Origin of the sequence: Vibrio sp. V09_P4A23P171, assembly GCF_963875615.1 — a bacterium.
GTDB classification, from domain to species: Bacteria; Pseudomonadota; Gammaproteobacteria; order Enterobacterales; family Vibrionaceae; genus Vibrio; species Vibrio anguillarum.
Map to the genome: position 1 here is coordinate 30829 of NZ_CAWNMR010000009.1, position 21571 is coordinate 52399.

The window sequence follows — 21571 nt, forward strand, 5'->3', positions numbered from 1 at the left end:
GGTAATGGCCGTTATGGTTTGACTTGTAAAATGGTATTCCAAGGCAAATCAGCATCCCCTAACACAATAAAGTTGGGGTTTTCTAACGTTTCACGCTCATTGTAGGACAGCGGTTGCAGTTGCGTGTTGAGGATGCGTCCGCCCGCCTCTTCTACGATGCATTGCGTGGCGGCGGTATCCCATTCACCGGTTGGGCCGAGGCGCAAATAGCAGTCGACAGCACCTTCTGCGACTAAACACGCTTTCAGCGCTGCCGAGCCCAGCGGTACTAACTCATAATTCCATGCGCTGCTCATACAACTTGTAATGCGGTTAATATCTTGGCGGCGACTGATCGCAATCGCGATGGATTGCCCAACGGTTTCGTGCTTGTGTGTTTCAATACGCAAGCTTTCAGACATGTCGGGGATCTTCCATGCGCCTTTGCCTGCGTAGGCGTAGTAGGTCACGCCAGAAACTGGCCCATAGACGACGCCCATCACTGGTTGGTTTTCTTCGATCAGTGCGATAATGGTGGCAAAGTCACCACTGCGCGCAATAAACTCTTGCGTACCATCAAGTGGGTCAACCAACCAGTATCGCTGCCATTGGCTGCGTTTTTCTAGGCTAATGTCCGCCGCCTCTTCCGACAAAACAGGAATATCTGGCGTGAGTTCACTCAGTCGTTCGCAGATCAGTTTATGCGCAGCAAGATCGGCACTGGTGACAGGGGTGTGGTCACTTTTGGTGAACGCTTCGTAGTTTTTCTTTTCGTAGATATCGAGAATCAATTGCCCGGCAGAGCGAGCGATTTCAATTACGTCAGGCAGTAAGTAAGATAAATTATTGGCTGTTGGCATCATCAATCCTATAGCTCTACTTTGTTATTTTAGGCTGCGCAGAGCAAGCAGTAGTGCGGTAATGCTTCGGGCTTCACAGAAATCGAGGTGAGTCAGTAGCTCTTCTGCTTGGGCCAGAGGCCAGCGAATGACCTCTAAAGGTTCGGGTTCATCGCCTTCCATTACTTCTGAGTATAGATCTTGTGCTAAGAAGAGTGTCATTTTGCTCGAAAAGTAAGAGGGGGCAAGTACCACCTCTTTTAAGGGGGTTAAGGTGCTTGCGCCAAAACCAATTTCTTCTTTGAGTTCACGATTTGCTGCTTGTTGCGGGCTTTCTCCTTGGTCAATCAAACCCTTAGGGAATCCGAGCTCATAGCGTTCAGTGCCAGCGGCATACTCTCGAACCAGCAGTAAATCTCCTTGTGCCGTTACTGGCACCATCATAACTGCATGCCGGCCGCTCGGTTTCATTCGTTCATAGGTGCGCTGTTCGCCGTTAGAAAAGCGTAAATCTAATGATTCGATGGTAAACAGGGTCGATTGAGCTGCCGTTCTTTGGGCTAAAATTTCGGGCAGTTTTCTGGTTGGCATACACTAATTCCCGTAAGGCAAATGACTTTTCTAACTATATGAGAAAATGACCTTAATTGAAAAGGACTTGAGCGCGGCAAATGATTTTAAGTATAAAAAAGCCGAGAATCTCATCTCGGCTTCGTTTTCTGTAATCCACGCATCTAGCGAGTCACTAGTAGTAAGAGTGCTCACCACGATCGTGTTCAGTGGCATCGCGCACCGCGGTTAATTCGCCTTCAAATTGTTGAAGCAGTTCTTTTTCAATGCCTTCTTTGAGGGTGACATCGACCATTGAACAACCGTTACAGCCGCCACCAAAGGCGACAATCGCAATACCATCTTCGGTGATTTCAACCAAGCTGACATGGCCACCATGGCCAGCTAACTGCGGGTTGACTTGAGTTTGAATCGCATATTCCACACGTTCAATCAGGCTTGCGTCATCAGACACTTTACGCATCTTCGCATTCGGAGCTTTAAGTGTCAGTTGTGAACCCATTTTATCAGTGACGAAATCGATCTCTGCGTCTTCTAAAAACGGCAAGCTCAGTTCATCGACATACGCAGAAAAACCTTCAAAGGCAATTTCAGTATCAGTCGCTTCCACTGCCTCTGGCGGGCAGTAAGAGACGCCACACTCTGCATTTTGAGTGCCTGGATTGACTACAAAAACTCGGATGTTAGTACCATCAGGCTGTTGCCCAAGCAACTTGCCGAAATGGGTTTGGGCTGTTTCGGTAATAATAATAGAATTTGACACGACGAATACCTGAGTAAATTTATAGGTTATTACTTGCCATTCTACTCCTGAAACACGGCGGATCCAGTCCTTTTTACGCGCTAAATAAAACCGTGTTGGTTAATCTTTAGGTTCAGGAGTGCGGCATATGCAGTAAATATCAATCCTTTCGACACCGACTTCAAGCAGTAATTGACAGATTTGCTGCACGGTGCTGCCCGTGGTCACTACATCATCAACAAGTGCAATGTGCTTGTGCGTGGGAAGGTGCCGTAGTGTGAATGCATGTTTGAGATTTTGTTTGCGCTGTAATTTAGAAAGCCCTTGCTGCTGGGGCGTTGCGCGATTGCGTTTGATCAACTGGTTATCGCAGCTAGCCCCCAGTTGTTGACTTAATTGAGAGGCAAGTAGTGCGCTTTGATTGAAGCCACGTTTTAAGCGCCGTTGCCAGTGCAACGGAACGCTAGTGATGAGCGGGGCGGGAGTGTCGATACGTTGCGTCAGTAAGGCACTCAAATGGCGAGATTGCCAAAATTGACCTTCATATTTGAGTTGATGAATGGTGTGACTGAGCGGAAAAATATAGTCGCCGACACAGTATAGGCGTTGCCAAGGCGGAGGATTTGCTAAACATTGCCCACATTGAGGCACGGTAATAAGCGTTGGCAGGCCGCACTGTTGGCAGCGAGGTTGCGGTGAAAAATAGGTTAGGCAGGTCTTACACCAAGCCCCAGTTTGGTGAGTTTCAATCGGTAAACGACACAGTAGACACTGACGGCTTACCAAGCGAGTGATGGTTTTTTGAACCCAATGCGATAACATAACTCAACCAAAGCTGTGAAACGAAGTATGGTTATACTCTTGCAACTTGAATCAGTCTTTGTGTTGACCGTGATTTCAAGTCAGTGAGTGTATGATCGGTATTTTTTCAGCGAAGAAGTGTGAATTTAGTGGGAGAATTTGTGAGCATGGCCACAGCGTTATATTGGCAAGCCTCAGGCGAGGGCGATGATCTTGTCTTGGTGCACGGTTGGGGGATGAATGGTGCAGTATGGCAGCAAGCGGTCGATGTGCTTAAAGGACATTTTCGTGTGCACGTGGTTGATTTGCCTGGTTATGGTCACAGCGCCGCTAGCCACGCCGCTGATCTAGAAGAGATCGCGCAAGCGCTAATCATGCAAGCGCCTAAACAAGCCATTTGGGTCGGTTGGTCTTTGGGTGGGTTAGTGGCGACTCATATGGCACTGCATCACCCAAGTTATGTGAGCAAATTGGTCACTGTGGCGAGCTCTCCCAAATTTGCGGCACAGAAACCGTGGCGTGGCATTCTCCCTCAAGTGCTCAGTGCCTTTACTGAACAGTTAATGGACGATTTTCAGGCTACTGTTGAGCGCTTTATGGCGCTGCAAGCGATGGGCAGCCCTCAGGCAAAGCAAGATGTCAAATACCTAAAACAAGCGGTGTTATCACGGCCAGCGCCGAACCCACAATCATTGTTAGCGGGTTTGGTCATGTTGGCGGAGGTGGATTTGCGCCAGCCGTTGACAGCACTCTCGATTCCCATGCTTCGTCTGTATGGTCGGCTTGATGGTTTGGTGCCGGTTAAGGTGGCGCAAGAGTTGCAAAAAACCTTGCCCAATAGCGAGCAGTACATTTTTGGCAATTCCTCCCACGCACCGTTCATCACTGAACTGGACGATTTTTGTCAGCAGCTCATCGCCTTTGCACGTTAAGGTGTTGATAGCAATGCAATTTTTTCTACTTAAAGCTACGACTGTGTTGGCTCACCTCAATCACATCGTTGATCTCTCTCATGGGGATTCACCCGCTTGCTGTCTTTATCTGCAGCATCCTGAAACGTCAAGTCGTTGGGTGCAAATGTTAAATTAAAAATAAATTTGCTAAAAGTTTGAGCAATCTGGTCGATATAAAGTCTAACCCAGTAGTGCTGAGCGAAAGCAGGTCTATCGGGGCGGGCGATACTGAGGAGGTTTCGGCTATGATGGTGTCACCAACGAACGTAAGTGTGCCACTTATCGCCCCATCGGTTAATGTGCAAACGGAACAGGCCGCGCGTGACAATCGGATCCGCGCCCCTGTGATGCCAACCGTCGAACTGGCTAAAACCAACGCTGAGCGTAAGGTAAAGGCGGATGATAAAAGACGAAAACAGTCGTCATGGGACCCTTCAGAGCATCCAAGCTATGAGGTTGGCACCGAATACGAAACATCGACTTCTTATCAAGAGGAGCAGAAAAGCGAGCTCGAAAGGCTGTTTGACTTGCTCGCTCTCGCCACCTACAGCAAGGATCAAGGTAAAAGCTATACGATGCGGTTTAGGTTACCTAAACACATTATTGATGCTGCGATAACCGAAGGCAAAATGGCGCGCCGGCGAACTGTAATTAAGTACTATTATGGTCACGCGGTTGCCCCCAATACGCCTTCTGAAGTGATTGCGGTGTTGTAGGTCGATGAATGCGACTTATCGCGATAAATAAAATCCCCACTTAGGCGTTGGCCGCAGTGGGGATTTGTGTTTTTTGCGGCTCTGATATGAGCGACGCGGTTAGGTGCTTTTCACTGTGATTCGTTTATCCAGTAAGTTACGCATCGCCGCTATTTTTTCGCTTTAGCAAAGGCGGCGGCGAAAGCTCCACCCATCGCAGCGTTTTGTTGTGGCTCTTCACGACGGCGTTGCGGTTGGCCACTATTTTGATGCGAACGCGTGTTGCTACTTGTTGCGCCAGAGCGTTGGCTGCGGTTATCTTGACCCGGCTCATCGTTTAAGCGCATCGAGAGTGCAATGCGTTTTCGCTGTACATCGACTTCCATCACTTTAACTTTGACGATATCGCCCGCTTTCACCACTTCACGCGGGTCGGCAATGAAACGATCTGTCAACGCAGAGATATGCACTAAGCCATCTTGGTGAACGCCAATATCAACAAAAGCACCAAAGTTGGCCACATTCGATACCACGCCTTCCAAAATCATCCCAATTTCCAGATCTTTCATTTCAGTCACGCCGTCAGCAAAGGTCGCGGTCTTAAACTCAGGGCGTGGATCGCGGCCCGGTTTATCGAGCTCTTTGATGATGTCAGTGACAGTCGGCAGGCCAAAATGCTCGTCGGTGTAATCGACGGCGTGTAAATTGCGCAAAAACTCACTATTGCCGATCAGTGCTTTGATCTCTTTGCTATTTTTTTCGGCGATGGCTTTCACCACTGGATAAGCTTCTGGGTGAACCGAAGAGGCATCGAGTGGATTTTTACCATCCATAATGCGTAAGAAGCCCGCACATTGCTCAAATGCTTTTGGCCCTAAGCGCGCGACTTTTTTCAGTGTAGCGCGTGAGGCGAAGCGTCCATTTTCATCCCGATAATCAACGATGTTTTGCGCCAGTGCGTTAGACAAGCCAGCCACGCGTGTTAACAGCGCGGCAGAGGCAGTATTCACATCCACGCCTACCGCGTTGACGCAGTCTTCAACAATCGCATCTAAGCGTTTGGCGAGCATCGACTGGCTGACATCGTGTTGGTATTGGCCCACACCGATCGATTTCGGATCGATTTTCACCAGCTCGGCAAGTGGGTCTTGCAGGCGGCGAGCAATCGACACCGCGCCGCGTAGCGACACATCCATATTGGGGAACTCTTTGGCTGCCAGTTCAGAGGCTGAATAGACCGAGGCCCCCGCTTCGCTGACAATGATTTTCTGCACTTTCAGGTTGCCGCGCTTAATGACATCGGCGACAAAAGTATCGGTTTCGCGCGATGCGGTACCGTTGCCAATCGCAATCAAATCGACGTTAAATTGGCGTACCAACTGCTCAACAATTTTCGCTGATTTGTCATGTTGGTTATGCGGCTGATGCGGATAAATCGTCTCGGTCGCCAGTACCTTACCCGTGGCGTCCACTACCGCAATTTTCGAACCCGTTCGCAAACCAGGATCTAAGCCGAGAGTGGCGCGTGGGCCAGCCGGTGCGGCCATCAACAAATCTTTTAAGTTGGTGGCAAACACTTCAATCGCTTCGATTTCGGCACGCTCTTTCATTGCGCCCATCAGTTCGGTTTCCATGTGCATTGATACTTTAATGCGCCACGCCCAACTGATCACTTGTTTGCGCCACCCATCGGCAGGGGCGCTGCTTAAGTGAATGCCATAGTGTTGTGCAATCAGCGTTTCGCAATACGATTGGCGCACGCCCTCTTCTTGCTCTGGGTCGGCATTCATGCTCAAACTTAAAAAGCCTTCATTGCGGCCGCGAAGCATGGCCAATGCTCGGTGTGAAGGCACTTTACTGAGCGTTTCATTATGCGCGAAGTAATCTTTAAATTTCTCCCCTGCTTGCTCTTTGCCTTCGACCACGCGAGAGACCAATTCGGCACTGCGCGTCAAATGGCGGCGCACTTTGTCCAGCAGGTTGGCATCTTCAGCAATGCGTTCCATGATAATGGCGCGTGCACCGTCCAGTGCTGCTTTGATATCACTGATCCCTTTCTCGGTGTTCACATAGTGTGCGGCCTCGGTTTCAGGGTCGGTTTGCGCTTCATTCCACAGCTTGTCTGCCAGGGGTTCAAGCCCTGCTTCAATCGCAATTTGACCTTTAGTACGACGCTTAGGTTTGTAGGGCAAATAGAGATCTTCAAGGCGAGTTTTACTATCTGCTTGGTTGATCTCTTGTGCTAGCTCAGCGCTGAGCTTGCCTTGTTCTTGAATCGATTTCAGAATGGTTTGGCGGCGATCATCGAGCTCGCGCAGATAGGATAAACGGCTGTCTAAGGTACGCAATTGGGTGTCGTCTAGCCCACCCGTGACCTCTTTACGGTAACGGGCGATAAAAGGAACGGTGTTTCCGTCATCAATAAGTGTGACAGTCGCTGTCACTTGCTCAAGACGCACATTTAGCTCTTGTGCGATCAATTTGCAGATAGCTTGGCTCATCCGTGGTTTCTCTTTTGTAGTTCAGTAGCACCACCACTCAGGGTGGTTTGAATAGGGTAACTATTGGGGCACGTTAGACTTATTTCTAGTCTAACGGCGCGCTGTTATGAGATTAGTGAGATAACCTTCTACCCGATTGTGCCGAAGAGGTCACGTAACACGTGTGATTTTGATGTCATTTTTCAGCGTTGGCAGCGCTAAAACTGAAGATGAGTTTGGTGGCTAAAGATAAGTTCAGTCAGTTGGTGTCGAGCGAAAATGACAGTATAGTAGCAAGCCATCGTGATGAATGTATAACCCGCGGCTACCTTGAATGTGCGGCGCTGTGTAATGGGAAAAGATCTTGAAGACCAAACTGATTACCCGTGAGGGCTACAATAAATTAAAGGCAGAGCATGACCATCTTTGGCATGAAAAACGGCCAGAAATTACCAAAATAGTCACTTGGGCTGCTGGCCTCGGTGATCGCTCTGAAAACGCAGACTACACCTTTAATAAGCGTTTACTGCGCCAAATTGATCGCCGAATTCGTTTTTTGAGAAAATTTTTACCGGAAGTGACGATAGTTGATTATTCGCCTCAACAAGAGGGGAAAGTGTTTTTCGGTGCTTGGGTGGAAATTGAAAATGAAGCGGGTGATGTAAAGCGCTTTCGCATTGTGGGCCCAGAAGAGATTTACGGTGACGCGAAAGATTACATCTCCATCGATTCACCGATGGCGCGTGCTCTGCTGAAAAAAGAGGTTGATGACGAGGTGCAAGTGCCCACACCCACCGGTATCAAAGAGTGGTTTATTAACTCGATTGAGTATGAAAAAGGGCAGTGAACGGAGTATTCGGTTATCCAAAATATTCCTCGGTCGCTCATTTTTCTCATCTCACTTGCTTCGCAACGCCTCTAACGGCTTTTTCAACACGGCGGGTAGCGAGTAGAGCAGCAGTAGCCGTAGGGCGTGGTTGATCATCACAAACGCGGGTTCCATGCCCAGAAGTAGGGCGACGGCGGTCATCGCTTCTACGCTGCCGGGGACCCAAGCTAAAAGTAATACCACCCAAGATTTATCCAGCAGTAACGCAAACAAGCCAGACACGGCGACGGCGACCAGCAGACCAATCAGTGTAACCATCACACCCGCGCGCGAATAAGCCATGGCTTCGCGCAATGTGGTATCGGCAAGGCGTGCGCCAATCAAAATGCCCAGCAGTGCGGTGGCGAATACTACCATCCATGTTGGAAGTTGTAGCGCAATGCCTGTCGAAAAACTATTGAAACTGGCCGTGACCAGCAGTGCCGCCAACATATATGGCGCGGGAATGCCGAGCAAGGTCGAGCCTTTGCCCAGTAGTAGACTAAGCAGCGCAAGCGCAAAGAAAATCAACCACGCGTAAATCGTTAAACTGCTCTCAACGGGGGCAACGTCGGGCGTGCTATTGGAGATAAAAAGAGCCAGTAACGTGAGGATCATCAAGCGCACCGAGTGCGAATAAACCACTTTGGTTGAAGGAGTCTGGCTTGATTCGCTGATCACCAAAATCGCTGCCATCGCGCCCGGTACCGCACCGAGTAGAGATTCAAACGGTGACCAACCTTCTCTTTTGCGGAGCCAAAGAAAGCTGCTGGCGATCTGCAAGCTTAAGCAGCAAACCAAACCGATAATCACCGGTAGGGTTAAGGTTTCGCCCAGTTGACTTAAACTGATGGTCGCCCCAACGCTGATGCCGAGCACAATTTGCACCGTCAACAATAACCCGTTAGGAACGCGAATTGATAAGAGGCGTTTTTTATGCAGCACAATGACTAAAGCTGCGGCAATAAACATTTCAGAAAGCGGAATGGCGAGCAGGCTTCCCACACTCGCCGCAACAGCTGCGATCACCACAATGTGAATAAACAGAGTAAAAGAAGCTCTTTCGAACATTATGCCTTTCCTTAATAAATTGTGCAGCGTAAATGCCATCGTTCCTCTAGCACTTCAGGTTGTAGTGCTTGCGTTTGGCTTTCTCCCGTATCGATATGACCGTCGGGGATGATGATTTAGGCCATCGCAGGGTTTAAACGTGTCCAGCTTACTAACAATAATGCAGCGAATGCCAACCACACCAAAGTGGCACATACCAGTGTACTGGTGAGAGGTAGCCAATAACTGAAGTAGTATACTGCCAACAGATATGCCGCATACGGGATAAGCGAGTAAAGGCCAAACAACGCGGTGGTGCGCAGGTCTTCCATCGTGCGTTCGGTGCCGACAATGTAATGCGCAATCAGAGCGAAGGTAGGAAACAGCGGAACAAGACCAGCAATAAAAAAGCTTTTGCTTTTAGAGAGCAGGGCGATGATCAACACGGCAAGCGCACCAAGCAGGCACTTGAAAAACAGAGCTGCCATGACATTTCCTTTTGTCAGAATAGATTAAGTGTTGCTCACTATAAATCACTGACAGGTTAACTAGAAATGTTCATTGATGGGTTTGTTATTTTCTCTGCAACATTTCTTCAAATCCAAGTAAAATGGCCGCCACTCTTTTTATTCGGCGGCGTGTTGTATCATGCGGCTTGGTTGGGCAAAGATGAAATTAGGAAAACGGCTCACGCAGTTAGTACAGCAGATCAACCGCCACTACGATCATATTTGGGATTGCTGCTGCGATCACGGTCTGCTTGGCGCGGCGTTACTGAAGCGCTGTCCAAATAGTGTGGTGCATTTTGTTGATATTGTGCCAGCGTTGATTGAAAAGGTGACGCTCGATTTAACGCGCTATTTCCCTGCAACGGCGGCGTTACCGCGCTGGCGTGCACATTGCCTTGATGTGCGCGATTTGCCGCTTGATAGCCATTCTGGCTCGCATCTACTGATCATCGCTGGGGTTGGCGGTGATTTAATGAGTGAATTCATTGCCGCGCTGGTTGAGCGTTATCCGCATCGCTCGTTCGATTTTCTGCTTTGTCCTGTGCATCACGGCTATACCTTACGTGAACAGTTGATGACACTGGGCGCGAGATTACAACAGGAACAACTGGTGGAAGAGAATCGGCGTATCTACGAGCTGCTGAACGTGCAGATTCATCCGCCTGCAGTACGAGGCAAAGAACCAAAATTACCCCTCCTTAGTTTGGTTGGCGAATCGATCTGGCAAGTGGACAATGATGAGCAAAAAATGATTGCCCAGCGTTATCTGACGCAATTGCAACAGCATTATCAGCGTAAAGCGCAAGGCGGTGATGTTAGCGCGCAAAAGCGTTGGCAAGCCTATCAGCCGATTAATATCACTTGTCGTGGAAATTTTAGCGATGGAAATAGCCCAATAGGCGGAGAATATGAAAGCACTCAATGATCTGAACTTGTTTGTCGAAACCGCACGCCAAGGCAGTTTTTCTAAGGCGGCCAACAGCGTATCGCTGACCACGGCCGCGGTCAGTGCCGCCATTCGCCGCTTAGAAGAGCAGGTGCAGTTTCCGCTCTTTGTCCGCTCGACACGTCATATGCGCTTAACCCAAGAGGGGGAGATTTTCCTCGCCAAAACTCAGACAGCCCTTGCCACGTTGCAAGAAGGGCTCGATCAGATAGCATGCGCGCGCGGTCAACTGGCGGGGAAGCTGCACCTCAGTGCCCCTTCGGATTTGGGGCGCAATTTACTGCTGGATTGGATCGATGAATTTATTGCCTTGCACCCGAACGTCATCGTTAAACTGGATCTCTCCGATCGCTTAGCGGATATGTATGCTCACCCGATGGATATTGCGATTCGTTATGGCCATCCTGCTGATTCCAATTTGGTTGCGATGCCGCTGTGTGAATCAAACGAGCGCGTGTTGTGCGCCTCGCCAGAATATTTGGCAACGCATCCACCTATCCTCCATCCTGACGATCTGCAACATCACAATTGTCTTTGTTATATGCTGGCCGACACGCTGCATAACAAGTGGGTTTTGAGCCGAGAGGGCGAAACGCAGAGTGTGGTAGTGCAAGGAAACCCCGCATGCAACGATGGTGACGTGGTACATCGATTGGCTGTTAAAGGCAAAGGCATTGCCAATAAGTCATTAATGGATATCAGTCAGGATATTATTGATGGGCGCTTAGTACGCATTTTACCGCAATGGGAAAGTGGGCCAGTGCCAATTTATATCGTGTGCGCAGATCGACGTTTGATCACCCCAACCATTCGCGCTTTTCAGGAATTTATTCGTGGAAAAGGCTGCCAGCAACGACAAGCGGTACTGACAGCCATCAAACAGCGTGAGAGTTAATCCCGCATTAGCCAACAAACGTTAGCGGGCGGATTTGTAGGTATTCCAATGCCTCTTGCTCGCTAAGCTGTTGTTGAAAGTGCTGAAAATGCGCACTCTGCTGGTGTTGTTGCAAGCTCTCCTCTGAGCACCAAATCTCCTGCATCAAGAATAACCCGTCAATCGAGTTATCACGATAGAGCTCATATTGGCAGCAGCCTGTTTCGTTGCGGCTCGGTTCAAGCAGCGCTTCAAGCATAGCTTGCACTCGCTCTATTGAGTCGGGAAGGGCTTTGATTTCGGCTAATAAGTGGATCATGGCTTATAACTCAGTAAAGACGGTTTGCTCTGGCCAGCGAGATTTCGGCAGCTTGGCGTTAAAATCTTCTTCGCTGTGGTAACCGAGCGGTACAATCACTAAGCTGGTGAACCCTTTTTCAGTCAGGCCAAATTCTTGGTTGAACACCTCGGCATCAAACCCTTCAATGGGGACAGCATCAATGCCCATCGCAGCCGCTCCGAGCAGCAGTGTTCCAACATTTAAATAAACTTGTTTTTGCATCCAGTGTTCGGCGTCATTGAGCGTTTCTCGATGCAAGTTAACAAAATAGCTGCGTCCGCCGTGCATGCCTGTTTTGGCTTCTTCATTGGCAAAGCGGCCATCTTTCTCTTCGTTTTCCAGCAGCGTCAATAAGTAGTTATCATCAATATCGGTTTTGGCGCAAAACACCATCACGTGAGACGCATCCAAAATTTTGCGTTCGTTAAAGGAAAATTGACCTTGCGCCGCTTTGGCGATACGCGTTTTGCCTTCCTCGCTAGCCGCCAAAATAAAATGCCAAGGCTGCGAATTGACGCTAGAGGCGCTCATGCGTACCAGTTCTTTAATATCAGCGACTTGCTGTTCAGTCAGTTTACGGTTGGTGTCAAACGCTTTGGTGGAATAGCGCGCTTGCGATGCTTGAACAATATTCATTTTTCCCTCCTAGGGAAGATAACATTCGAGATGGCGCTAAGATAACGGACTGAGTCCAAACAAGAAACCGCCTCTTGCTTAATTCATTTTCAAAAAAAATTTGATAATCCGAATTTGAAAACGCCCTAGCTTGCGGAAAAAGTTAGCACTATCTCATGATATTTCTGAATTAGCGCATACACTTAATGTGTACGGTAGATCATCATTAAGGGATATGGTCACTCACTAAGCGTTAATGATTGTCTAATATATTCAAAAGGTTGCTTTGGCCGGAGAGTATGCATGACGGAATGTAAGTGCATTTGTTGGTTTATTCTCTTTTCTCTTTCCATCCACTCGGCGTGGGCGGACATTGACTACGGGCCTGCGCAAAGCTATGTGCAATCGCCACTGCATACCAATAGTCTTTCTGCACAACTTCGCTCCGGCTTTTCGATGCAAAAGGAAGAAGTGGAGCTCTACACCAGCGCGACAATCGCCAGCATTTGGGCGATCACTCCCCACTATAGTTTGGATTATTACCAGAATCAGATTGCAATGGGCGGTAAATGGCAGCTCACTTCGAAGTGGCAGGTTGAGTTTAATTATCGTTGGAACTTTGCTGCCAATAATCATTTAGATGGCTTAACACTTGCTTTTCATGACTGGTTTGGCATTGATCAAAATGGGCGTGAGGATGTCGATAACGATCGCTTCATCATTCAAATGCCAGAGTACGGCATTGATCAGGAAGCGTTCCGAGGCGAGACATTGAGCCGTGCGTTGACCAGTTATTTACAGTACCAGCTGGTGGATAAGCCTCATCACGGTTTGTCATTGGGAGTTTCACTCTATTACAACGATCCACACCATGGAATATTCAACCTATCCGAGTTTGAACAAGCGGTGCAGCTCAATTATGGCTACCGAAGAGGTAAGCATGCACTTGATACGCTGTTGGCTATCAGCTTTCGCAACCCGACCAATGTACCAGGCCAAACACAGTATCATTCGAGTACTTGGTCGATGGGTACCAGTTATCGATATCAGTGGTTAGAACGCCATTATCTGATTGGGCAGGTCTCATTCTATCAAGGCCTTTCAACGGGGGAGGATGACTTTTCTAAACCATCGACCGAGTTTATTTTGGGGTATCGTTATCAAATGAGCCATTCAGCGATTGAAGTTACTGTGGTCGAAAATATGTTTAATGCCAACAACAGCACCGATATTGCCTTTGGTTTAGGCTATCGCTATCGCTTTGGCCGCTTTGATAAAGAGCCGAACTGACAAACGATGTCATCCGTGAAAGTTGCCACCTAATGTGCTCGAAACTGTGCACAGTTACTTAGGAAGAAGTGTAGAACATTGCAATAAATAGAATTTAGTTGAGTACTTTACCGATTCTCAAACTCAAACAGTAAAATATTGAATGAGAAATATTTTACTGTTTGTCCATCTTATTTATAAAGCTAGTATTATTGACTAGCTTTTCCGTAATTTAAGTTGCTCGCTCTTTTAACCGTTGGCGATATATGGTGAAGTTTGTTATTACTCACCATTATCTTCTTTGATTATCATTTTTAATGTATTGATGCATTAGTGTTATGATAATAATGTAGTTATCCTTTGTATTTTAGTTACTGAATCTATTCATTATTATTATGCCCGGTATTATTCAGTTTTTTTCATTTCGAGTAATAAGTATCTCGTGCTAAATATAGGCATAAATCGAATGCCCTTATTGTGAATGCCCTTCTTATTGTGGTTGTGCCGTTGCCGTATCTGTTACGTGCGTCTTACTTAAATCATCTTTATCCCAAAGGATAAATAAATGAAAAAAATAAATAAAATAACTTCCGTTCTGGCAAGTGTGATGTTCAGCGGATATTTGTATGCTGCTGACAGCAATTCAATAGTTACTTTTATACCAGGTGAAACTAAGGTTCAGAATGGAGATCTGGTTTCTTATAATGGAGAATGTTTTATTGCCAAAAATAATCCTGGTGTGTGGGAAACTCCCAATGCTAGCTCTTGGTTTTGGGATAGTGCTGCCTGTTCAGGAGAACCAGAACCAGAACCTGAACCAGAACCTGATTTAGGCGATATCATTCCTTTTATTCCGGGTGAAACTCAAGTTGAAAATGGTCAAGTTGTTTCTTATAACGATCAGTGCTTTATTGCAGAAAATAGCCCTGGTGTATGGGAAACTCCGAATGAGGACTCTTGGTTTTGGCAGGTGACTGAGTGTTCTGATCAGCCAGCCATCCCTGACGAAACCGAATTATCGATTCTTACCCCTGTATCAGGCCAACTGGTAACGGCGGGTGACGAGACGGCCATTCAAGTTAGTATTGAAGGCGAATTAGCCGCAAAAGTGGAATTTTGGGTGAACAGTCAGAACCTAGGTCTGCAAAACATCGATCAAAGTCAAACAAACTACTCTCAGAGTTGGACACCCGATGCTGCTGGTAGCGCGGCGATTAAGGTGTTGGTGCTTGATAAAAGTAATCAGGTCATTAAGCAGCAATCGGTGTCTGTTACAATCGAAGCCAATGTGACAGAAGATTTTACAGCTCCAGCGGTGAGTTTCATCACCCCCGTAAACGGGGCGATGGTTCAGCCTACCGAGAAGGTTTCGGTTTCTGTTCGTGCAACAGACGTGGATAATGACTTATCCACGCTGGTTGTGCAGGCTAATGGCCAACCCATTTGTACTTTTAATGCCGACGAGGCCAATGAGGTGGATAGTTTTGATTGTGATTGGTCGCCAATTCAAGCTGGTGACGTCACTTTAAATGCGATCGCCACCGATGCTCAGAATCTTTTTTCTAGCGCGAGTGTTCGTCTTACGGTTGCAGAGGATCCTGTTGATCCGCCTGTCACTCCACCAGATGAGCTCTGCGCGGAGTTTAATGTTTATCCAAATTGGACAAGCGGTGATCATGCCAATCAGGGCGACATTATGGTGCATAACAATATTGCTTATTCTGCAGCGCATTGGACACAAACCTTGCCAGGTAGCGACGGCTCATGGTCTTTGCATCTTAATTGTGATGGTTCAGAGCCTGGTACTGCGCCACTGCTTTCACTACCAAACCCAATGGATCCTGTGCGTTTAGAAGTGGCAGGCTGGCCAAATACGTTTGTGGTTGCCAGCCCATCAACTAATGCACCGAAGACACTGATAATTGAAGCGAGCAATCGTGAGGAATTAGCGGATGTTGAGCAATTAACGCAAGCGTTTGTCTCTATCATCAATCAAGCTGAGCAGGCAGACACAGCATCAATCATCATCACCAGCGATGTGTTGGACCTTGCAACACAAGATCAAGGCGAGTTCTTTGGCTCCGTTGCGGTTAAAGAAGCCCTCACGAGTGCGGTCAATTCCACTGGAACGGACAACCGAATCGATATGGATGCGATTCAAGCCTTGAGCGATGATGTCAAAGGTTGGGCTCAAGCTCACCATCTTATTCTCTCAACATTAGCACCAAACGCCCCTTTTGGCTGGACTCTTAGCATTGGTGATTTTGTCTACGATAGTCATTCAGGTCGACAGTCAGTTTGGGACAGTGCATCAGGCGATACAGCAGAATTACTCGACAAGTTTGAGCTGTACAACGCTGAAGTGGCGACGAAAGCAGACTTTGTTGCGTTTACTAAATCCAGCGTAACAGAGGCCTTATCAGCTGAGCAGTGGCACAACGCGTTAGAGTACGTGAAGCAGGTGACAGACTACATTAAGACGCCAGCAATGTTGACGAACATGCCAACAGAGCAAGCAGCTAACTACTTCATGGGCCAAGGTGAAAGTAAACCTCAACTGCGGAAAGCGGCATTTAGTAACGTGTTTGCACTGCAATTTGATAAAGACAGTGAAGCGCTAACGGCAAAAATTGAGCGTTACCAAGAGGCGAAGGTACCCCTGTACTACGTTGGTGAAGAGCTAGAAAACGGTTCTTTGACTCGTATCGAAGCATTGAACCAACAGTTAGCTGACGCTGAAAATGCGATGGATAACGAAGCGTTCCTATATGAAACGCCAAGTAATGGTTGGGTGCCATCAACGGTGTACAAATGGAATGACTTCCTAGACGGTCTGAATGCGATGCACAACATTGGCGTTGCAGGCAACAAGTTCTGGTTGATGGATGAGAATGTTGATGATGCAACCAACATCACATACGCCAAAGTCGCGATTGCCGCATTCCTTGCACAAAGTATGCAGGAAACTATCCGTTATAACGCCTGTGACGAAAATAATTGGTCTGAAACCAAATACGGTGCGCCTGCAGACTATCCCATGTCGGCCAGTTGTGGTCAGCTTGGTCAGAAATACGCAGACTACGGTGTCAACCCAGCATCGGGCTTAGACCATGCGTATTCCTGCCCGCGTGATAATAAAATGGAAATGAGCGCGCTAACACATGCGAAATGGTACGGTGCACCAGCGCCAGTTTTTGCCGCCCCTGATGCGGTACTAGAAGAGCGCGGTCTCTTGGTCAACGGGGCGGTAGGACGTTGGACTAACAACGGCCACTGTAACGATGTTCCAGAAAACGTAGATACGTCTAAGCAAGTTTGGGAGCGTGACGAGTGTAAGACTTACGTTGGTCAAAAAGCAGGTAAGTTCATTTGGGACGGCAGCAGCCAAGAAAGCGTAGAGGGCTGTGGCTGGTGGGGGCGCGGTGTTATCCAAACCACCGGGCGTCAAAACTTTGGTACGCTCAACCACTACTTAGGACGTTCACATGTTGACCCTGAAACGATTGGCCAAACCATTGATGGTGTAACCGTTGAAGCGCCGCCCGAAAATCCACTATATGCTGAAATGGATTTTTGCTCCAACCCCGGTCTGATTTGTAGCTCTGAAGAGAACAAAGAAATTAAATGGATTGCTGGTTTGTTCTACTGGGTAACCTCAGTGCAGGCGTATTCGAATGAAGGTGGGCAATACGCAGATTGGAATTACTACAACGAGCTGAAAAAGTACGTTGAGAGTGGTCTAAAAGGGTCAGCGTTTATTGATGACGTGTCAGGTATTGTTAACCGTGGTTGCCCAGATTCAACCTGCTCTACGGGCGAGGTACATAACTTGGCGGAGCGTAGAGCGAACTTTAAGTTAGTATTAGAAAAGTTGGGTCTTAATCCACAATAACTATTGTAGCCTCAATGGTGACAAATATCGGAGGTTTTTAATCTCCGTAGATAAACTAAAACTGCCCCAGAATGATTTCTGGGGCTTCATTATATTTAAGAGCGGTTCAGTACGTAAGCCTCTAACTCATCCATTGAAGCGCGTGCGAAATGTAGTAACTCACTCCCCTTCGTTACACCATCGACTCAACTTATGATACCAACGTTGTGACAAAGGGCATGGCCGCGTTTTCTGTTATCGATTAGATTGTTAGTGATCGACTAAGAAAGTAATAAAGCGTAACAATTCTTTAGCTCACGGTAGGGGAATCAGTGCTACATTTTGCCAAAGCCAGTTTACTGGTAAGGTTAGATCATCGGTGGACGAATAAATGCAAGAAAACTATAAAATTTTAGTGGTAGATGATGATGCGCGTTTACGTGCATTGCTTGAGCGTTACTTGTCAGAGCAAGGTTTTCTGGTGCGTAGTGTCGCCAATAGCGAACAGATGGATCGCCTGCTCACTCGTGAAAACTTCCACTTAATGGTGCTTGATTTGATGTTACCGGGTGAAGATGGTTTGTCTATTTGCCGCCGCTTGCGTAACGCCAATAACATGTTGCCGATTTTAATGCTGACCGCTAAAGGCGACGAAGTGGATCGTATTGTTGGCTTGGAGGTGGGTGCGGATGATTACCTGCCCAAACCGTTTAACCCGCGTGAACTACTGGCGCGAATCAAAGCTGTGCTACGCCGCCAAGTGATTGAAGCCCCCGGCGCGCCAAGTGCTGAAGAGTCGGTGGTTGAATTTGGTGAGTTTCGCCTGAATTTAGGTACCCGCGAAATGTTCCGTGGCGATGAGCCGATGCCGCTCACTTCCGGTGAATTTGCCGTATTGAAGACCCTAGTCACCAATGCGCGTGAGCCAATGTCGCGCGATAAGTTGATGAATATGGCAAGAGGGCGTGAATACTCCGCAATGGAGCGCTCGATTGATGTGCAAATCTCGCGTTTACGTCGCATGCTTGAAGTGGATCCAAGCAAACCACGCTACATACAAACGGTGTGGGGCTTAGGTTACGTCTTCGTTCCAGATGGTAAAGAGTCTTAAATTTCAATCAGCTCCTGTCGGTTAACCCACAGGAGCTTTTTTGTCGCCTTTTTGATAGTACGTTCATAGCGGGTTTTCCTATGCGCATTCGCAGTTCCTTTACTCAATCGATTTTGCTCTTCTTTTCATTGCTGATCGCCAGCCAAGTGTATTCTTATTACGCCGTATTTAACTATGCTTTGATGCCCAGTTTGCAGCAGTTCAATAAGATTTTGGGCCATGAGATCAACCTAATGCTGGACGATGCGGCGAACAATACATCGAAGCTGGGAATGGACGCCTTACAGCGCCGCCGAGTGTTAGAACAATTGGGCGTCACCATTCATAGTGAAGAGAGTGAGATGGCCCAAGAGTATCACGATGCCATCAGCATTGATTTGATGAGCGAGGAGATGAGCAATGAGCTCGGCTCGCCGACCGATGTGCGGATGATTTTGGGTAAAGAGAGTTATATTTTATGGATGAAAGTGGACTCTTTTCCGGGGTCATTAATACGCATCCCTCTCTCTGAGCTGCAAAAAGAGGATTTTGCGCCACTATTTCACAATAGTTTGGTGATGGCGTTACTGATCGTCTTAGGAGGATGGCTGTTTATTCGTCTGCAAAATCGTCCCTTAATTGCCTTAGAAAAAGCCGCCAAAGCCGTTGGCCGAGGTGAGAACCCGCCCCCATTGCCGCTCAAAGGCGCTTCTGAAATTCGTGCGGTGACGTTGGCGTTTAATCAAATGTCGAAAGGGATCCAAGCGCTTGAAGAGGATCGCTCATTATTGATGGCAGGGATCAGCCACGACTTACGTACGCCGCTGACTCGTATTCGCTTAGCCACGGAAATGATGTCTCCAGAAGAGAGTTATCTCGCCGAAGGGATCATCAGTGATACGGAAGAGTGTAACGAGATCATCAGTCAGTTTATGGACTACCTTAAACCCGTCAATAAACAGACCTTTACCGCCGTTGATCTCAATGAGATCGCCAATGATGTCGCCACAGCCGAAGGGGGCTACGAGATTAAAATCGATGTCGCGCTGCATTTACCAATGCAGCCAGCCTTTGGCAATGCTATCGCCATTAAACGCGCGGTGAGCAACTTAGTGGTGAACGCCATTCGTTATGGTAATGGTTGGGTTAAGGTGAGCACGGGCAGTACCGCAGATAACAAAATGGCTTGGGTTTGTGTCGAGGATAATGGCCCGGGTATTGATCCTAGCCAAGTGAGTAAAGTGTTTGAACCTTTTACGCGTGGTGATACCGCGCGCGGCAGTGAAGGCACAGGGCTTGGTTTGGCGATAGTGAAACGGATTGTTAGCCAGCATCATGGCAGCGTTGTGGTGAGTAACCGCAGTGAAGGTGGACTCAAAGCGCAACTGAGCTTCCCGACCAAATAGGGGCTTATTCACTAAATAACACAATGGGCTCAGTTGAGCCCATTGTGTTTGCGGTTTATGTCTTTTCGGCTGCTGACCGAAGTTTTTGGGCCCATCCATGCAATCAGTTGGTTTTGAGCTCTTCGAGTTCTTCTTCTTCGCGTGGCAATTTTTCTGGCAGTAGCAAGTTGAGCAAAATGGCGGTGATACCGCCAGCCGCTACGCCGGATGAAAAAATGCTCTTAATGAACTCGGGCATAAATTGCAGAATCTCTGGCTTTTGCGCAATGCCTAACCCCATCGAAAACGACAGCGCCATGATTAAAATCGCGCGGCGGTCGAGATCCACACGGGAAATAATACGCACACCCGCGGCTGCAATGGTGCCGAACATGACGATGGTTGCACCGCCAAGTACCGGTTCAGGAATCAATTGTACAAAGCTTGCCACGCCCGGGAACAGGCCGAGCAACACCAACATGGCGGAAATAAAGTAACCCACATAACGGCTGGCAACCCCGGTGAGCATAATTACACCATTGTTTTGGCTAAAGGTCGAGTTGGGAAAACTGTTAAAGACCGCCGCCAGCGCGGAGTTCAAACCATCAGCCAGCACACCACCTTTAATACGCTTCATGTAAATCGGCCCTTTGACAGGCTCGCCCGACACTTCAGAAGTGGCGGTGATATCACCAATCGCTTCCAATGCGGTGATCAAGAAAATCAGTACCAGAGGGATAAAGAGTGACCAATCAAAACCCAAACCAAACTGCATAGGTATTGGTAGTGCAATCAGGGCAGTTTCACTCAGTGAATCAGTGTTCACCATCCCCATCAAGTAGGCCATGATATAACCGACGAACATCGCAATCACAATCGATGCTACGCGAATGTATGGGTTACTTGAGCGGTTGAGCAACACGATAAGTCCAAGCACGGTTCCCGCCAGCGCCAGTTTGTCTAAGCTGCCAAAAGTGCCATCGCTGAGCGCAGCATAGCCGCCACCCATAGAAACTAAACCAACTTGTACCAGTGTTAAGCCTATCAGGGTAACCACAATGCCCGACACCAGCGGCGTGATCACGCGGCGCGCGTATTGCAGCACTCGTGATAATAGGATTTCAGCAAAAGAGGCGACTAAAATGGTGCCAAAGATCGCCGCCATCATAGTGCTTATATCTGCACCACCTGCTTTTAATGACAAGCCTGCGCCAATAATTGGCCCAAGAAAGTTAAAACTGGTGCCTTGGATAGAAAGTAAACCGGAGCCAATCGGGCCAATGGTGCGGATCTGGATAAAGGAGGATAAGCCAGATGCAAACAGCGACATGCTGATGATGGTGTTGGTCTGTTCGGCAGAAACACCAAGTGTTTGGCAAATAATGAGCGAAGGGGTGATGACCGCAACAAACATTGCTAGCAAATGTTGTAAAGCGGCGAAAATGGTTTGGGGTAGCGGTGGCCTATCGTTGAGTTGATAAACCAAATCAGACTTACGCGAAGCGTTGTGGATAGTCATACTGTTTTCCTAATGGTGCGTTGTTGTCTTAGCGTTCGCTGAGTGGGAGCACTAAGTGGAGCAGACACGTCATCTGTGATTGCTGTTAATCAGAATCTGCTCGGACTGGATAAGTGAGTAGTTCACTAAAAAAATTGGCGAAATTATAGAGGGTTTACGCAAGAAAGCAAACGTTT

General features: G+C 47.9%; 19 protein-coding genes. 9 read left to right on the top strand and 10 right to left on the bottom strand.

Annotated features, from left to right (window positions below; all coding sequences use genetic code 11):
* Positions 1-11: 11 nt before the first annotated feature.
* The 4 genes from cysQ to AACT23_RS03840 all read right to left on the bottom strand — a co-directional run bounded on the left by cysQ (position 12) and on the right by AACT23_RS03840 (position 2952).
* The gene (gene cysQ / locus AACT23_RS03825) at positions 12-839 is read right to left on the bottom strand and encodes a 3'(2'),5'-bisphosphate nucleotidase CysQ (protein ID WP_010319313.1); all 828 of its coding nucleotides are present in this window, start codon (positions 837-839) and stop codon (positions 12-14) included.
* A gap of 24 nt (positions 840-863) precedes the next feature.
* The gene (gene nudE, locus AACT23_RS03830) at positions 864-1409 is read right to left on the bottom strand and encodes an ADP compounds hydrolase NudE (RefSeq protein ID WP_013855426.1); all 546 of its coding nucleotides are present in this window, start codon (positions 1407-1409) and stop codon (positions 864-866) included.
* Between the two features lie 154 nt (positions 1410-1563).
* Positions 1564-2151 (bottom strand): Fe-S biogenesis protein NfuA, encoded by a 588-nt coding sequence (gene nfuA / locus AACT23_RS03835; protein WP_013855425.1) that lies wholly within the window; start codon positions 2149-2151, stop codon positions 1564-1566.
* Positions 2152-2250: 99 nt separating this feature from the next.
* Positions 2251-2952 carry a phosphoribosyltransferase family protein gene (locus tag AACT23_RS03840; RefSeq protein WP_094129117.1) on the bottom strand — a complete coding sequence of 234 codons (702 nt, stop codon included), beginning with the start codon at positions 2950-2952 and terminating at the stop codon, positions 2251-2253.
* 146 nt (positions 2953-3098) lie between these two features.
* Between AACT23_RS03840 and bioH the strand changes: the two genes are divergently transcribed.
* Entirely contained in the window at positions 3099-3863 is a 765-nt protein-coding gene (gene bioH / locus AACT23_RS03845; RefSeq protein WP_038148688.1) for a pimeloyl-ACP methyl ester esterase BioH, read from the top strand.
* A gap of 266 nt (positions 3864-4129) precedes the next feature.
* Complete coding sequence (locus AACT23_RS03850) at positions 4130-4600, top strand: hypothetical protein (protein WP_026027513.1); 471 nt, start codon at positions 4130-4132, stop codon at positions 4598-4600.
* A gap of 149 nt (positions 4601-4749) precedes the next feature.
* Here the strand turns inward: AACT23_RS03850 and AACT23_RS03855 are convergent, their stop codons facing one another.
* On the bottom strand, positions 4750-7080 hold the full coding sequence (locus AACT23_RS03855) for a Tex family protein (protein WP_094129120.1): 2331 nt from the start codon (positions 7078-7080) through the stop codon (positions 4750-4752).
* Positions 7081-7423: 343 nt separating this feature from the next.
* Here AACT23_RS03855 and greB point away from each other — a divergent pair, with 343 nt between their 5' ends.
* Complete coding sequence (greB, locus tag AACT23_RS03860) at positions 7424-7906, top strand: transcription elongation factor GreB (RefSeq protein WP_010319306.1); 483 nt, start codon at positions 7424-7426, stop codon at positions 7904-7906.
* Between the two features lie 51 nt (positions 7907-7957).
* Here the strand turns inward: greB and AACT23_RS03865 are convergent, their stop codons facing one another.
* Both AACT23_RS03865 and AACT23_RS03870 read right to left on the bottom strand, forming a co-directional pair.
* Entirely contained in the window at positions 7958-8998 is a 1041-nt protein-coding gene (locus AACT23_RS03865; protein WP_017049382.1) for an AbrB family transcriptional regulator, read from the bottom strand.
* Between the two features lie 116 nt (positions 8999-9114).
* Positions 9115-9465, bottom strand: a complete 351-nt coding sequence (locus AACT23_RS03870) for a GlpM family protein (protein ID WP_017048724.1) — start codon at positions 9463-9465, stop codon at positions 9115-9117.
* Positions 9466-9646: 181 nt separating this feature from the next.
* Here AACT23_RS03870 and AACT23_RS03875 point away from each other — a divergent pair, with 181 nt between their 5' ends.
* A complete protein-coding gene (locus AACT23_RS03875) occupies positions 9647-10411 on the top strand; it encodes a tRNA (adenine(22)-N(1))-methyltransferase (protein ID WP_176428674.1) in 765 nt (254 codons plus the stop codon).
* Entirely contained in the window at positions 10395-11327 is a 933-nt protein-coding gene (locus AACT23_RS03880) for a LysR family transcriptional regulator (RefSeq protein WP_013855415.1), read from the top strand. Before AACT23_RS03875 ends, AACT23_RS03880 begins: the two co-directional genes overlap by 17 nt.
* 7 nt (positions 11328-11334) lie before the next feature.
* On the opposite strand, the gene AACT23_RS03885 is transcribed toward AACT23_RS03880, so the two are convergent.
* Together AACT23_RS03885 and nfsB are read right to left on the bottom strand one after the other, a co-directional pair.
* Positions 11335-11625: a putative quinol monooxygenase gene (locus AACT23_RS03885; RefSeq protein WP_013855414.1), complete on the bottom strand. Its 291-nt coding sequence runs from the start codon at positions 11623-11625 to the stop codon at positions 11335-11337.
* A 3-nt stretch (positions 11626-11628) separates the two neighbouring features.
* Entirely contained in the window at positions 11629-12282 is a 654-nt protein-coding gene (nfsB, locus tag AACT23_RS03890; protein ID WP_088728568.1) for an oxygen-insensitive NAD(P)H nitroreductase, read from the bottom strand.
* 282 nt (positions 12283-12564) lie between these two features.
* Between nfsB and AACT23_RS03895 the strand changes: the two genes are divergently transcribed.
* From AACT23_RS03895 to envZ, 4 genes are all read left to right on the top strand, one after another.
* A complete protein-coding gene (locus AACT23_RS03895; RefSeq protein ID WP_094129126.1) occupies positions 12565-13551 on the top strand; it encodes a DUF3187 family protein in 987 nt (328 codons plus the stop codon).
* A gap of 544 nt (positions 13552-14095) precedes the next feature.
* Positions 14096-17422: a cellulose-binding domain-containing protein gene (locus tag AACT23_RS03900; protein ID WP_176428675.1), complete on the top strand. Its 3327-nt coding sequence runs from the start codon at positions 14096-14098 to the stop codon at positions 17420-17422.
* A 370-nt stretch (positions 17423-17792) separates the two neighbouring features.
* Positions 17793-18512: an osmolarity response regulator transcription factor OmpR gene (gene ompR, locus AACT23_RS03905; RefSeq protein WP_010319303.1), complete on the top strand. Its 720-nt coding sequence runs from the start codon at positions 17793-17795 to the stop codon at positions 18510-18512.
* Between the two features lie 80 nt (positions 18513-18592).
* On the top strand, positions 18593-19897 hold the full coding sequence (envZ, locus tag AACT23_RS03910) for a two-component system sensor histidine kinase EnvZ (RefSeq protein WP_013855410.1): 1305 nt from the start codon (positions 18593-18595) through the stop codon (positions 19895-19897).
* Between the two features lie 103 nt (positions 19898-20000).
* Here the strand turns inward: envZ and AACT23_RS03915 are convergent, their stop codons facing one another.
* Positions 20001-21395: a uracil-xanthine permease family protein gene (locus AACT23_RS03915; RefSeq protein WP_047688004.1), complete on the bottom strand. Its 1395-nt coding sequence runs from the start codon at positions 21393-21395 to the stop codon at positions 20001-20003.
* Positions 21396-21571: the final 176 nt, after the last annotated feature.